At 67.0% G+C, this 15,811-nt stretch carries 2 protein-coding genes; both read right to left on the reverse strand.

The genetic code is table 11. The annotated features are described in order from the left end of the window. On the reverse strand, positions 1–13,674 hold the full coding sequence (locus LKE06_RS19135) for a non-ribosomal peptide synthetase (protein ID WP_228000598.1): 13,674 nt from the start codon (positions 13,672–13,674) through the stop codon (positions 1–3). Between the two features lie 377 nt (positions 13,675–14,051). After that, the gene (gene lnt, locus LKE06_RS19140; RefSeq protein WP_228000599.1) at positions 14,052–15,752 is read right to left on the reverse strand and encodes an apolipoprotein N-acyltransferase; all 1,701 of its coding nucleotides are present in this window, start codon (positions 15,750–15,752) and stop codon (positions 14,052–14,054) included. Between the last annotated feature and the right edge of the window lie 59 nt (positions 15,753–15,811).

A 15,811-nucleotide genomic window follows, 5' to 3' on the forward strand; every position in this document is an offset into this window, starting at 1 on the left:
TCACCTGTCTGCCTCCTTCGCTGTGCCGCTGTCGCCGTCCAGATGCCGGTGCAGGACCGGTCCGATGACGGCAAGCGATTCAGGTGTCGTCATTTCCGAATGCCGGCAGGGCAGCGTGTGGTCGTGGATGGCCCCGGTGATGAACGGCTCCCAGGCGTACGCGCGACGGGCGGGGTCGGTCCGATTGATTTCGTCCTCGGCGGCGGTGAAGAACAGCAGATCACCGTCGAAGGTCCGAGGACGGAAACCGTGTGCCTGCACGGTTCCATTGGTGTAGCCGGTGTAGAGCCGTTCCAGATGATCGACGGTCAGTGTCGCGAATGGACCTGGGCGCGACCGCAGCAATTCCGCGAGGTCTCGCAGCTCCATCGACGGGTCGAGGTCCACTCCGTCGCCGATCATGTCGACGCCGAATTCGCCGATGATCTCGGCGACACCGGGGATCGCGTGTTCGAGCAATTCGTCCGACAGCCGGTAGCTGTCCATCATCGACAGCAACCCGACCTCGGCACCCGCCTCCTGTAGTTGGACGGCCACTTCGTGCGCGATCAGTCCGCCCAGCGACCAGCCGAGCAGGTGGTAGGGCCCGTCCGGCTGGATCGACTTGATATGCGCGACATAGTGTCCGGCGGCCTCGGCGATCGAGGTGAAGCCGTCCTCCCCCGCGACGTGCGGAGCTTGCAGCCCGTACACCGGACGCGTCGGCGCCAGGTGCGCGAGCAGTCCCGAGTAGCACCAGGCCAGCCCGATCGCGGGATGAATGCAGAACAACGGCGGCTTCTTGTCGGGAGCCTGGTGGCGGATCGGCAGCACCGGCGCCAGCGCGGCCGCGACGGCGGTGCCCGCGTTGTCCGGTGTGTCCAGCCGGACCGCGATGGCGGCCGGGGAGGAGTCACCGAACATCAGCTGCACCGGCAGCTCGATGCCCATCGCCCGTACCTGCGCAACGACTTTCGTCGCAAGCAGTGAGTTGCCGCCCAGTTCGAAGAATCCGTCATCGGCGCCCACCGATTCGACACCGAGCACGTCGGCGAATGCGGCGCACAGCGCCGCCTCGATCGGCGTGGCCGGCGCCCGATAGCCCTCCGCCGCGCGGAACACCGGTTCCGGCAGCGCCGAGCGGTCCAGCTTTCCGACCGGGTTCAGCGGCACGTCATCGATCAGCATGATCGATTGCGGCACCATATAATTCGGCACCAGCGCCGACACATGCTCGATGAGTTCACCGACCGTGACCGCAGTTCCGTTGCGCGGCTTCACATATGACACCAGGGCCGTGACACCCGCGGGGGTGAGATAGCCGATCGTGGTGGCCAACTCGACCGTGCGGTGCCGGGCCAGCGCGGTATCGATCTCACCGAGTTCGATACGGAAGCCTCGGATCTTGACCTGATGGTCGGTGCGACCGACATATTCGATGTCGCGGGCCACACCGTCCGCTCCACCCCCCCAGCGCACCAGGTCACCGGTGCGATACATCCGCTCACCTGGTTTGCCATAAGGGTTGGCGACGAACCGCTGGGCGGTGAGCCCGGGCCTGTTCAGGTAGCCACGTGCCAGCGCATTGCCTGCGAGGTGCAGTTCGCCGGTGACACCGACGGGTGCCGGATGCAACCGTGCGTCCAGGACTGCCGCACCGACGCCGCGGATCGGGCCACCGATGGTGATCGGTCCGCGCGGCAATATGGGCTGGGAGATCACCGTGACGATGGTGGTTTCGGTCGGCCCGTACACGTTGTACAGGTTGCGTCCCGGCGCCCAGCGGGCGACCAGGTCCGGCGGCAGTGCCTCGCCGCCGACGAGCACATGCTGCAACTCGGTGATACCGGTCGGATCGACGGTGCCGAGAGCGGAGGTGGTGATGAACGCATGGGTGATGTGCTCCTCGATGAACACCTGTCCCAGCTCCGCGCCGCCGACAACACCTGGCGGGGAGATCACCAGCGTAGCCGCGCCACCGAGGGCGAACAGCAGGTCGAGCATGGCGGCGTCGAAGCTCGGTGTCGCGAAATGCAGGATGCGGCAGCCGGGTTGGACATCGAAACGCTCTGCGGTCTCTGCGGCGAAGTTGGATAAGCCGCCGTGCGTGACCACAACGCCCTTCGGCGTGCCGGTCGAGCCGGAGGTGTAGACGACGTATGCGGGATTGTCCACGCGCAGCAGGGTGGTCCGCTCGCCCGGCGCGATCGGCGCGTCCGAAGTGCTGAGCACCTGCGTACGAACATCGATATTGTCCAGCACGATCCACTCCGCCCCCTCGGGCAGCCGATCCCGGTGCTCGTGGAGCGTAATGCCGAGCACCGCACCGGAATCCGACAGCATGTGCGCGATGCGATGCGTGGGATACAGCGGATCGACCGGTACGAAGGCCGCACCGGCCTTCGCGACCGCGAGCATGGTGGCCACCGACTCCACCGAGCGTGGAATACCGAGCGCCACCGGGGTTTCCGGCCCGACACCGCGGCCGATGAGTACCCGCGCCAGCCGGTTGGTCCACCGGTCGAGGGCATCGTAGGTGACCTCGGTACCGCCCGAGCTCACCGCGACAGCCGTACGATCGGCGCCGACCGCGGCCGCGAAAAGCTCCGGGAAGGTGATCGGCCTGCCCGGCTGCGCGCCGCGTACCGGCGCGAGCTCGGACCATTCGGCGGGGTCGAGCAGATCCAGATCACCCACGGCGGTGGTCGGATTCGCGGATACGGCCGCCAGCAACCGGGCCATCCGGGTGCCGAGCCGCAGCGCGGTCTGCTCGTCGAACAGATCGCTCGCATAGTTCACCGACAGCGTGATGCCGTCCGGCTCCCGTTGGGCTGTGTGCGATTCGGTCAGCGTGAACTGCAGGTCGAACTTCGCGACCCCGGTGTCCACATCGTCGGCCTCGATGCGCAGTTCCGGCAGTTCGAGCACCCGTACTGGTTCGTTCTGCACCGAGAGCATGACCTGGAACATCGGGTTGTGTGCCTGCGAGCGCGCCGGATTCAGTACCTCGACCAAGCGCTCGAAGGGCAGGTCCGCGTGCGCGAACGCATCCAGGTCGATGTCGCGCACGGCGCGCAGCAGGTCGGTGAACCTGGCATCGGGATCGATCCGGGTGCGCAACACCAGCGTGTTGACGAACATGCCGATCATTCGGTCCAGTGCGGGATGGCCGCGCCCGGCAATCGGTGTGCCGACGGCAATGTCATCAGTCGCGGTCATCCGGTGCAACAGCACCGCGAGCGCGGCGTGCAGGACCATGAACATACTGACGTTATTGCCGATGGCCATCGACTGCAGTTCCCGATGAGTGAACGCATCGATCCGGCATTCCACCAGGCCGCCTCGATAGGACGGGATGGGCGGACGTGGCCGATCGGCGGGCACCGCGAGCCGCTCGGGCAGACCGTCGAGGGTGCGGCGCCAGTAGTCGAGCTGACGGCTGACCACCGAATCCGGGTCGCCCTCGGTACCGAGTGTGTCCTGTTGCCACAGGGTGTAATCCGCGTACTGGACCTCGGGTTCGGACCATTCCGGAGATCGGTCGAGACAGGCCGCGCGATAGGCGACGGCCACGTCGGCCGCCAGTGGCTCCAGCGACCATCCGTCCATGGCGATGTGGTGCACCACGAGCACGAGGATGTGCTCGGTGCGAGTCGACTCGGTGGAATCGATCGTGATCAGCGCGGCACGAATCGGCACCGACGTCGCGAGGTCGAAACCTGGTGCGGTGAAACGCCGCACGGCGTCGGTCACCTCATCGGGACGCAGTGTCGCGACGAACAGGGGCAGCGCCGCTGCCGCCCGGTCGAGAACCACCTGGGCCGGTTCGCCGTCGACCTCCGGGAATACCGTCCGCAGGGTCTCGTGCCGCCCCTGCACCTCGTGCAGCGCCTCCACCAGCGCGTCGGCGTCCAGTGCGCCGTGCATGCGCAGCACGACCGGAATGTTGTAGGCACCCGCGGTCTGGTCGGGATCATCGGTGTGACCGCTGTTTTCACCGACCTGATTGAACCGGTTCAGGAACCACAGCCGATGCTGCGCCGCGGACAACGGAATTCGTTCCGGACGGTCGCGCCGCGCCAGCGCCGGCCTGCCGTCCGCGCCGGCGTGCCCGGAGTCCAGCAACGCGGCGAGCTCGGCGACGGTGGGCGACGCGAAGACCGCACGCACCTCGAGCCGGATATTGGTCGCCGCGGCGAGCCGGGCAACGAGTTGGGTTGCCAGCAACGAATTTCCGCCGACATCGAAGAAGCTGTCGCCTGCGCTCACCGCGTCGACGCCGACCAATTCGCCCATCACCGCGGCGACGAGACGCTCGGACTCGGTCTGTGGCGCGCGGGCGTCGGAAGCGGCGATCAGCTGGGGTTCGGGCAGCGCCGCGATGTCCAGCTTGCCGACCGGGGTCAGCGGGATCCGGTCGAGGACGGTGATGCTCGCCGGGACCATATGCGACGGAAGCAGTTGTGCCACATGAGCACGTACCGTCTCGGTGCGCACACCCACCGTGTCGTCGGCGGGCAAGATGAACGAGACGATCCGATCGGCGCCCGCGATGTGCCGGACCTCAGTGTGTGCGAACCGCACGTCCTCGTGGTCCGCGAGCGCGGTCGTGATCTCGCCGAGTTCGATGCGGAACCCGCGAACCTTCACCTGATGGTCACTGCGCCCCAGGTAGACGAGTTCGCCCGACTTGCTCCAGCGGACAACGTCACCCGAGCGGTACATCCGGGAGCCCGCCGGGCCGTATGGATCGGCCACGAACCGCGACGCGGTGAGCCCGAGCCGGTCGAGATAACCCCGCGCGACACCGAATCCACCGAGATACAGATCGCCCGGCACACCGACCGGCACCGGACGCATCCGCTCGTCGAGTACCAGCGCTCGCGCACCACGCACCGGCGTGCCGATGGTGATCGGCTCGCCGACGGCCAGCGGACCCGCCATGGTGATGACGATCGTGGTTTCGGTGGGCCCGTACACGTTGTACAGCCGCCGTCCCGGCGCCCAACGGGCCACCAGATCGGAGCCGCAGGCTTCGCCACCGACCATCAGCGCGCGCAGGTGCGGCAGCGCCCAGCGGTCCCGATCGATGGTGGCCAGCGCCGCCGGGGTCATGAAGGTGTGGGTGATGCGTTCGCTGTCCATCAGTGCGGCGAGTTCGTCGCCGCCGAAGATGTCGGGCGGGCAGATCACCATCGCCGCGCCGGATCCGATCGTTAGCAGCAGGTCCAGGACGGCGGCGTCGAAGCTCGGCGAGGCGAAATACAGTGTCCGCGATTCCTGGTCGACGCCGAGGCGGTCGCGGAGCTCGTCGCCGAAATTGGACAGGCCGCTGTGCGTGACGGCCACCCCTTTGGGCTTTCCGGTCGAACCCGACGTGTAGATCAGGTACGCGAGGTCCGCGAGGTCTACTGGACGCAGCCGATCCAAATCCGATATCGGGCCGTCGTCGAGCCCGGCCAACTCCGCGACCAGCGCGGGATCGTCCAGTCGCAGCCAATCGGTGGCAGCGGACCCACCCCGGATACGGTCGAGGTAAGTGGATAATGTGACACCCACCCGGCATTCGGAATCGGTCAGCATGTGCTGGATTCGGTCGGCCGGATACTTCGGATCGACAGGTACGAACGCAGCACCCGTTTTGGCCACGGCCAGCACGGTCACCACGGAATCGATGGACCGGAGAAATCCGAGCGCGACCCGATCACCGGCGCCGACACCACGTCCGATCAGCGCGCGCGCCAATCTGTTCGAGCGTCGGTCGAGCTCCCCGTAGGTGAGCGAGGTCGTGCCATGGCGTCCGCCGTCGGCGAGCGAGCGCAGTGCGGTTCGCTGCGAATGCCGTTGCGCGGTGCTGGCGAAGTAGGCGGCGAGGGTGTATTGCGCAGTGGTCGCGATACCCACGGCCGGTGTCAACGCACGGCGTTCGTGCTCGGTGCGGGCGTCGATGTCGCGCACCGGGATTCGCGGATCGGCGGTAATCGCGACGAGTACCCGCAGGAATCGGTCGGCCAGTGCTTGAACCGTCGACTCGTCGAAAAGTTCGGCGGCGAAAACGAATTCGAAGCTGCGGCCGGGTTCGCCCGGTCCGGCGTCGCCGTGTCCGACCCGCAGTTCCAGGTCGAACTTGGCCAGCGCGATATCCAGTTCCTCCGCCTGCAGCGCTAGGCCGGGCAGCTCCAGCGCCGGTACCGGCCCCTCCTGGATCGTCAACGCCACCTGGAACAGTGGGTGGCGCCCGCTGGTGCGGCCGTTGGCGGCAAGTTCCTCCACGACCCGTTCGAACGGAATATCGGAATGTGCCATGGCGGCCAGTTCGGAATCCCGGTCCGCGCGAAGCAGCGCCGCGAACGGGCTGTCAGGGTCGACGTCGGAGCGCAGCACAATCGTATTGACGAACATGCCGACCAACGCGTCCAGCTTGGTGTCGGTGCGGCCCGCGATCGGGGTGCCGATCACGATGTCGCGGCCGCCGGTGACGAACCGCAGCAGCACGGCGAGTGCCGACCGCAACACCATGAACATGCTGACGCCCTGTTCGCGCGCCAGTTCCGCGAGCGCCTGCCGCACCGGGTCGGGCACCGTGAACGCCACCGCACCCGCCTGCTGGGTCGGCTCGGCCGGCCGTGGCCGATCGTAGGGCAGCGGTAGTTCATCGGGCAGGTTCGCCAGCTCGGTGCGCCAGTACTCGAGTTGCGCGCTCGCGACGCTCTGCGAGTCGGATTCGTCGCCGAGGCAGGCACGCTGCCACAGCCCGAAGTCGGCGTATTGCACCGGAAGTGGTGTCCAGCCGGGTGCGCTGCCATGATGTCGTGCCGCGTACGCGACGGCCAGGTCCCTGGTCAACGGGCCGAGCGACCAGCCGTCGGCGGCAATGTGGTGCACCACAATGCCGAGCAGGTAGCGCTGTGGCCCGGTGCGCAGCAAGGTGATTCGCAGCGGGGTGTCCTTCGTGAGATCGAAACCACGGCGGGCGAGCTCGCCGAGCGCGAGCTCGGCACCCGTCTCGTCAATGGCTTCCGGTTCGACGATCTGAAGGGCCCGCGCGGTCGGCAGCACGAGTTGCTGGGCGCCGGTGTTGTCTTCCGGGAATACCGTGCGCAGCACCTCGTGTCGGTCCACCAGGTCGGTGAGGGCCGCGCGCAGGGCCGCGATATCCGGATCACCCTCGATTCGAATGACGAATGCGATGTTGTAGGCGCTGGATTCGGGAGAGAATCGATTGAGGAACCACAGTCGCTGCTGCGGCAGCGACAGCGGAATGCGTCCCGGACGCGGGGTGTGTACAGCCAGCGCCACCCGTTGCGTCCGGGGCGCTTCCGAAATCCGCTCGGCCACCGCAGCGACGGTCGGCGCCTCGAAAAGCATCCGTACCGGCAGGTCGACGCCGAATTCGGCGTGCAAGGCCGCAGCGAGCCGGGTAGCCAGCAATGAGTTACCGCCGATGTCGAAGAAGCTGTCCTCGGCGCCGGTGACCGGGTTACCGAGGATATCGCCGAATACACCGGCGACGCGCGTTTCCGTCGGGGTCCGTGGGGCCCGCGACGCGCCGATGGCGGCGAAAACCGGTGCGGGCAATGCTTTTCGGTCAAGTTTGCCCGACGGACTGACCGGCATTTCCTCCAGCACGATCACCGAGGCGGGAACCATGTATCCCGGCAGCCGCTGACGTGCGGTTTCCGTGACAGCGGCGGCCTCGACAGGCGCGTCCACGGTCAGATAGGCCGCGAGGCGCGGCTGCCCCTGTTCATCGACATGCACGACGGTGAGGGCAGACTGCACGCCCGGATGCGCGCGCAGCACATGGTCGATTTCGCTCAATTCGATGCGGAATCCGCGGATCTTGATCTGGTCGTCGGCCCGTCCAAGGAAGCGCAGTTGCCCCGATGTGTCGGCCACCACCAGGTCGCCGGTGCGGTACATCCGCTCGCCGCGCCTGCCGTGCGGGTTGGCCGGAAAGCGTTGCGCGGTCAGGCCGCAGCGGCCGTGGTAGCCGCGCGCGACGCCGGGACCGGACAGATACAGCTCACCCGGAGTGCCCGGCGGGACCGGATTCAACCGTCCGTCCAAGACGAACAGCCGCATCCCCCGCACGGGACGACCGAGCGGGACCGGACGACCGGCCGCCATCGGGCCGGACGCGGTGGCCGCGACGGTCGCCTCCGACGGTCCGTACATGTTGTGCATGCGGTGCGCGGCCGACCAGGTGTCGACCAGTTCTTGCCCGCATGCCTCGCCACCGACGATGACCGCCTCGAGATCGTTGAGACCCGCGGTCGGGACGGTCGCCAGTGCCGCGGGCGTGATGAACGCGTGGGTGACCCGTTCGTCGCGCAGCAGCGCGGCGAGCTCGGTACCGCCGTACATTCCCGCGGGAGCCACCACGATGGTTGCGCCCGCCGCGAAACCGAGCAGCAATTCCAGCACCGACGCGTCGAAGCTCGGTGAGGAGAAGTGCAGTGTCCGTGCCGAATCCGTGATGCCGAACAGGTGCATCTGCTCATCGGCCAGCGACGCGATCCCGGCGTGCGTGACGATCACGGCCTTCGGCTTTCCGGTGGACCCTGATGTGTAGATGAAGTACGCCGGATGGCTGACTCGGATCGGCTGGTGCCGGCGTGCGTCGGTGATCGGACCGGTGGAGTAGCCTGCGCACTCGGATTCCAATTCCATGGAGCCGAGCACCAGCCAGTCGACGTAGGCCTTGTGGTGTTTGCCGCGCACGGCGGGCCGTTCGGGCATGGCGGCGAGGCACTCCGGAGCGGTCAAACCGAGCACGGCCCCCGAATCGTCGATCATGTGCCCGATCCGCTCGACCGGGTAGCTCGGATCGATCGGCACATAGGCGGCACCGGTTTTCGCGACGGCCCATACCGCGGCGATCGAGTCGAGACCGCGTGGCAGCGCCACCGCCACCACGACTTCCGGGCCCGCACCGTGCTCGATCAGTGCCCGCGCCAGGCGATTCGACATTTCGTCGAGCTCGCGATAGGTGGTGTCGGTGCCGAGGTAGCGCACCGCAACCGCGTCGGGCACCCGCTCGGCGGTGGCGGTGAGCAGCCGAGCCAGGCTGATCGAGGGTGAGCCCGGCGCACCCGCGATCGGCACCAGATTCCCGGCTTCGCGCCGGTCCAGGATTTCCAGATCTCCGATCGGCAGGCTCGGAGCCGCCACCACCGCATTCAGCACCGCCACGAACCTGCGGGCGATGGATTCGATGGTGCTTTCATCGAAAACATCGGTGGCGTAGCCGAATTCGGCGAACAGTGTGCCATCGGCGCTGTCGTCGTGCACCTCGAGTTGCAGATCGAACTTGGCGAGGTCGGTGGCGATCGGCAGCACGTGCGCGCGCACGCCCGGCAGATCGATACGCAGCTCCGGCGCGCGGTCGTAGGACAGCATCACTTGGAACAGCGGGTGGCGCGCGGTCGAACGCTCCGGATTGACGACTTCGACCAGCCGTTCGAACGGAACGTCGGCGTTGGCGAAGGCATTCAGGTCGGTCTCGCGCACCGCGTCAAGCATCCGGTCGAAGCCCGCGGCGGGGTCGACCTCGGTGCGCAGCACGAGCGTATTGACGAACATGCCGACCAACTCGTCGAGCGCCGGATCCGATCGCCCCGCGATCGGGGTCCCTACCGCGACATCGGTCGTCGCGCACAGCCTGGCCAGCAATGTGGCCAGCGCGGCGTGCAGCACCATGAACATGCTGACGCCCCTGGCCGCCGCCAATTCGCCTGCGGCACGGCGGGTCTCGGCGGAGACGGTGAACTGCACCCGACCTCCGGTGGTCGACCGACGGATCGGCCGTGGCCGGTCCAGCGGCAGGTCGAGCTGGTCCGGCATCGCGGTCAGTTCGGCACGCCAGTAGGTGAGCTGGCGGGCCAGTGCGCTGGCCGGATCGGCTTCGTCGCCGAGCAATTCGCGCTGCCACAGCGCGAAGTCCGCGTACTGCACGGGCAATGGTGTCCATTGCGGCGCGACACCGGCGGCACGTGACGTGACCGCCGTCATGAGGTCACGCGCCAGCGGGGCTACCGACCAACCGTCACCACAGATGTGGTGCAGCACAAGGAGAAAGACGTGTTGGTCCGGTCCTGTGTTCCACAGCGCGACCCGGATCGGTGCCTGGCTGCGCAGATCGAAGCCGTAGCCGGCGAATTCGGCGGCGAGCGCGGCGACGTCGGCACCGTCACCGTCGATCGGGTCGAGGGTGAGCGGGATATCGGCCGCCGGGTGCACCACCTGGCACGGCCCGTCGGGGGAGTCCGGGAAGGTGGTGCGCAGACTTTCGTGGCGTTCGATCACGTCGACGAGTCCGGCGCGTAATGCCGCCACATCCAATGGACCGTCGAGCTCGACCGCCAGCGGCATGTTGTAAGCGGCGGCATGCTCGGCGAATCGGTTGAGAATCCACAGCCGTTGCTGTGCCAGCGACAGCGGAATCCGCGCGGGGCGCCCGACCGGGACCAGTTTCGGGAAGGACATGTCGGCATCGTGCATCGCGAATCGCTCGCCGAGTGCGGCGATGGTCGGTGCCTCGAACAGATCCCGGATGGTGAGTCCCGCGCCGACGGTGGCATTGATGCGAGCGACCGCGCGTGCGGCGATCAGCGAGTTGCCGCCGAGATCGAAGAAGCTATCCTGCACACCGATTTCGGCGGTGTCGAGCACTTCCGCGAAGATGCCCGCCAGCACCCGTTCCACCTCGGTGGCCGGCGCGACAGTACTCCGCTCACCCGGGCGCTGTTCGAGGGTGGGCGCGGGCAATGCCTTGCGGTCGATCTTGCCGTTCGCGCTGAGCGGTAGTTCCTCGAGCAGGATGAGCACTGCCGGAACCATGTAGTCGGGAAGGGTGGCGCGCAGGACGGCCAGCAGATCAGCACTGTCGACGGCTGTCGCGTCACCGTCGGCACCGGCCGCGGGCGTCGTGACGACGTAGGCGACCAGCTCGTCGCCCGTGCGGCCGGCGTGCGCCACGCAGACCGCCCGCGCGACCCGCTCGTCTGCGAGCAACGCCGCCTCGATCTCGCCCAATTCGATGCGCAGACCGCGAATCTTCACCTGGAAGTCGCTGCGCCCCAGGTACTCCACTACCCCGCGTGCGGGGCCGTCGGCCTGCCAGCGTGCGAGATCACCGGTGCGATACATCCGAGTGCCCGGCGTGAACGGATTGGCCACGAAACGATCCGCGGTCAACCTGGCCTGGCCGAGGTAGCCGCGGGCCAACTGCACACCGGCCAGGTACAACTCCCCCGCCACACCCGGCGGGACCGGGTGCAGCCGCGAATCCAGCACATAGGTCTGGGTATTCCAGACCGGCGCACCGATGGGAACGCTGACCGGATCGACCGGGCACGTCCAGTAGGTCACGTCGACCGCGGCCTCCGTCGGCCCGTACAGGTTGTGCAGTTGCGTGCCGGGCAGCGCGGATTGGAAATCACCGACGGTCGCCGGGGGCAGTGCTTCACCGCTACAGAAGACGCGACGCAATCCGGTGCAGCCACGCACATCGGCGGCGGTGACGAAGACCGAGAGCATCGACGGCACGAAATGGGCGGTGGTGACGGCTTTTTCGGCGATCAACGCGGCCAGGTACCCCGGATCGCGATGCCCATCCGGTGCCGCGATGACCAGTCGCGCGCCGATCTGCAAGGGCCAGAAGAACTCCCACACCGAGACATCGAAGGTGGCGGGGGTCTTCTGAAGTACCGCGTCGGTGCCGTCGAGCGGATACTCGTGCTGCATCCAGCGCAAGCGGTTGATGATCGCGGCGTGCGTGATGCCTACACCTTTCGGCTTCCCGGTGGAACCCGAGGTGAAGATGACGTAGGCGAGATGGTCGGTGCGCAGCGGCACGATCCGGTCGGTGTCGGTGACCGGATGGCCGTCGTAAGCCGAAAGCTCGATAGCGTCGATGTCCAGCCGATCGGCCCGCGCCGGCAATGTGAGCTCGTCACGCGCGGCGACCAGCACACACACCGGTTCGGCCTGCCGCAGGATCTCCTCGATCCGCTCGGCCGGATGGTCCGGGTCCAACGGCAGGTAGGCCGCCCCCGACTTGACGATCGCGTATATGCCGACGACGAGTTCGACGCCGCGGTGCATGCACAGCGCGACAGCCTTCTCGGGTCCCGCGCCGCGGGCGATCAGTAGCCGAGCCAGCCGGTTGGCCCGCTCGTCGAGCTCGCCGTAGGTCAGCGTTTCGGCACCGAATTCCAGTGCCACCGCATCCGGTTCGGCGACCGCGCGTTCGGCGAACGCGCCGGCGAGGGTGCCTTCCTGGACGGGTGTCGCGGTGTCGTTCCATCCGCGCAGCACGCATTCGCGTTCGGCGTCGGTGATCGCCGCGAGTGACAGCGCCGGCGTGCTCGGGTCGGCGGCGAGGAACCGGGTCAGGAAGTCGAGAAAACGGCTATGATGCACTGCCACTTCGGATTCCGCGTAGAGCTGCGGGTTGGCTTCGAAGTCGATGTGGATACTGTTGCCGTCGCCGTTGTAGAGGTTGATCGACAGATCCTCGACCGGACCGGTCGAGAGCACATGCAGCGTGCCGAGCAGACTGCCGAACTTCAACTCGGTATGAAACAGCATGATGTTGACCATTGGCCCGAAGAAGCCACGAGCGTCACGGGAGTAGCCGCAGTCGCGCCGGATGTCGTCGTGCCGGTAACGCTGATGCCGCAGCGCCCCCGTGATCTGCAGTTCCGCGCTGCGCACGGCATCTCGGACGGTGGTGTCCGCTTCGAAGCTCAGGCGGATCGGCACCACATTCGACACCACGCCCGCCGAGCGGCGCAGCGACACCGTGGTGCGGGCCGAGACCGGAAGGCTGAGCACCACATCGGAGTTGCCCGTCACCGACCGTACGTAGGCGGCGAGCGCGGCGACGAACAGGGTGGAGTTGTGGGTATCGCAGGCCTCGGTCGCCGCCTCCACCGCCGCCTCGGCCCGTTCATCGAGCGTTGCGGCCGCTATGTGCCTGCCCGTCTCGGGTGTGGTGCTGGTGATGGTGTTGTTCGACAGCGTCATCGGCTCGCCTGCACCGTCGAGCTGTTCGAGCCAGTATTCGCGGTCGGTGCGGAACCGGTTGGAGTCACGGTAAGTCGACTCGTCGGCGTAGATCTCCGCCAGCGGCGTAGCGCGGGAGGTGACCGGCTCGGTGAAGTTCTCCAGCGCCGAGTAGATCTCCGCGGTGCGGGTCAGCGCGTTCATCGCGCCATAGCCATCGATGACGATGTGGTGGGCTCGGGCGTACCAGATGTAGTCCGAATCACCGGTACGCAGCACCACATTCGTTGTGAGCGGGTCGCGTTCCAGATCGATCGGTGAACTCGCGTGCTCGTTCATCCAGCGCAGCGCGGCCGCGCGCGGATCGGCTTCCTCGCGCAGATCGATCCTGGCCCAGCCCGGACGCCAGGAGATATCGACCAACTGGTGTGGCACACCGTCGATTTCGACCAGGCGCACGTGCCCGACCTGTGTCTCTGCACCGAAACGCTCGATCGAGTAGAGCAGCCGTCCGACATCGAGATCACCATGGATCTCGACATACTGAGCGATGGTCAGTGGCACGTCCGGGCGGATCCGCTGGGCGTACCAGAGAGCTGTCTGCGCGGGTGAGAGTGCAAAGGGTTGTGCCGAGTATTCGCCGGATGAACATTGGGCTACACGATCGGTGGCCAATGAACTCATCAATCACTCCATTCCTGCCGCTATTAACGCACTCCCCTAACACCGACACAGTCGGCGTTCGCACGCCGGCTGGTAGGCCGTGATCCACGCAGTTAGATTCGGAGCATCGCAGCACCCGGATGGCCGACGGTTCAGATTCGTTTCACATCCGCAGTGATCGACAAGAGGTCACAATCGACAGCTACCTATTCGCAAACATGCCATTTTGGGCGCTGGACACACCAAATTACCAGTTAGAGAACACTTACCGGAGGTTTTTCCATCAGTAGCTACAGGTTGGCGAACGGCACACATCTCGCGAGTTGGGGGCTTCGACCGACGCGCGGTCCGGAAAGACGACACCGATACCGCGCAGTGGGACCACCCGGCAGGGGCGGTCAGACCACCCGCTGATCGACGACGGCGCCGTCATCCGGCGTGGTCTCGGCATGTGGGGTTCGGCGCCGCAGGATCGCGGCGACGACCGCGGCAACGGTCATAATGACCGCGAGGAGTTCCGGTGTGGGGCCGAATCGCGTCGCGGGCGTGGTCGAACTGCGCAGCGGGAGTTCGGCAACCAGTGCGGCGGGCACGAACTTGGTGGTTTCCTGCTGCACCGCTCCATCGGCGCCGATGATCGCGCTGACGCCAGAGGTCGCCGCGACGACGAGGGCACGGCCGTGCTCCACGGCGCGCACCCGGGACATCGCCAGCTGCTGGTAGGTCATCTCGCTGTCGCCGAAGGTCGCGTTGTTGGTCGGCACGGCAAGCAGCTGGGCGCCCGCGTGCATCGAATCGCGGAAGGCGCGATCGAAGGCGACCTCGTAGCAGGTGGCGACACCGATCTCGGCGCCGTCCGCGCGGACCGCGCCACTACCGGAGCCCGGCACGAAATATCCGGCGCGATCGGCGTAATCGGAGAACAGCCGGAAGAAACTACGCATCGGCAGGTACTCACCGAAGGGCTGGATGATCTTCTTGTCGTGCCGCTCCCCCGGCCCGGCCGCACCGTTCCACACGATCACCGAGTTGGTTGTGGTGTGGTCGGAATTCACCAGCACCGCTCCGACCAGGATCGGCGCGCCGATCTGCTCCGACGCCCGGGAAATGAGCGCGGCGGCATCGGCATTGCGCAGTGGATCGATATCCGACGAGTTCTCCGGCCAGATCACGATGTCCGGTTTACGCACCTCGCCCTGCGCGACCGCGTGGGCCAGCTCCTCGGTCCGCCGGACATGGTTATCCAGTACCGCGCGTCGCTGGGCATTGAAGTCCAAGCCGAGTCGCGGCACGCTGCCCTGAATCGCGGCCACGGTGACCATCCGGTCACCGTCGTCCGGACCGGGCAGCGCGGATCGCAGGATCAGGCCGGTCAACGGCATGATCACCAAAGTTACTGCCAGAGCGGCAGTTCCTAGACGGGAAGTCCGTGAACCAGCCGCCGTCGCGACAGCGGCGCTCGACTCGGGTTCGTTGTCCGACATCGTGGTCGAGTCGCCGGATCCAGCGGACGTCCGCGACATCACACGCAGCACCGCCGCGGCCGCGGCGGCCCCGGTCAACGCGACCGCGAATCCGATCAAGGGCGTCCCGCCGACCATGGCGAGTGGCAGGTACCACCCGTCTGCCTGACCGAACGCCAAACGCCCCCAGGGAAATCCGCCGAACGGGAAGCTGGAGCGGATCCATTCCGTCGTCGTCCATGCCAGCGCCACCCACAGCGGCCATACGGGCAGCGAGCACAGCAGCCGGACCAGCAGACCGAAGAGTCCGACATACACCGCACACGTCGTCGACAAAGCCAGCCATGGCACGGGTCCCACGTAGATCCCGGTCCATGGCAGCAGCGGCACAAAGAATCCCAGCCCCGCAAGGAATCCGTACCCGAACCCGCCGCGCAGTCTGTTGGCTCCCCGCACGGTCAGCGTGAGGACGGCGATGCCGATCGGAGCCAGGAACCACCATGGGCGCGGCGGGAAGCTGCCGAACAACAGCACTCCGGCGACTATCGCCGACAACGCCCGCGAAAGCGCCGGATATCTGCCGAAGACCCTTCTCAGCCCACCACCCCGGCCTGCGGCGACCCGCTCGCGGCTCATCGGTGATCGCCTACTTCCGTGTCAGCGGACGCCGCAGCGCGGCGCACGCCACGCGATCG

The sequence above is a fragment of the Nocardia australiensis genome (assembly GCF_020733705.1).
In the GTDB taxonomy this organism is placed as follows: Bacteria; Actinomycetota; Actinomycetes; order Mycobacteriales; family Mycobacteriaceae; genus Nocardia; species Nocardia australiensis.

Bases quoted from the DNA above. Each gene is read 5' to 3' on its own strand.
- LKE06_RS19135 (WP_228000598.1), bottom strand. From the start codon at position 13,674: ATGAGTTCATTGGCCACCGATCGTGTAGCCCAATGTTCATCCGGCGAA.
- lnt (WP_228000599.1), bottom strand. From the start codon at position 15,752: ATGAGCCGCGAGCGGGTCGCCGCAGGCCGGGGTGGTGGGCTGAGAAGG.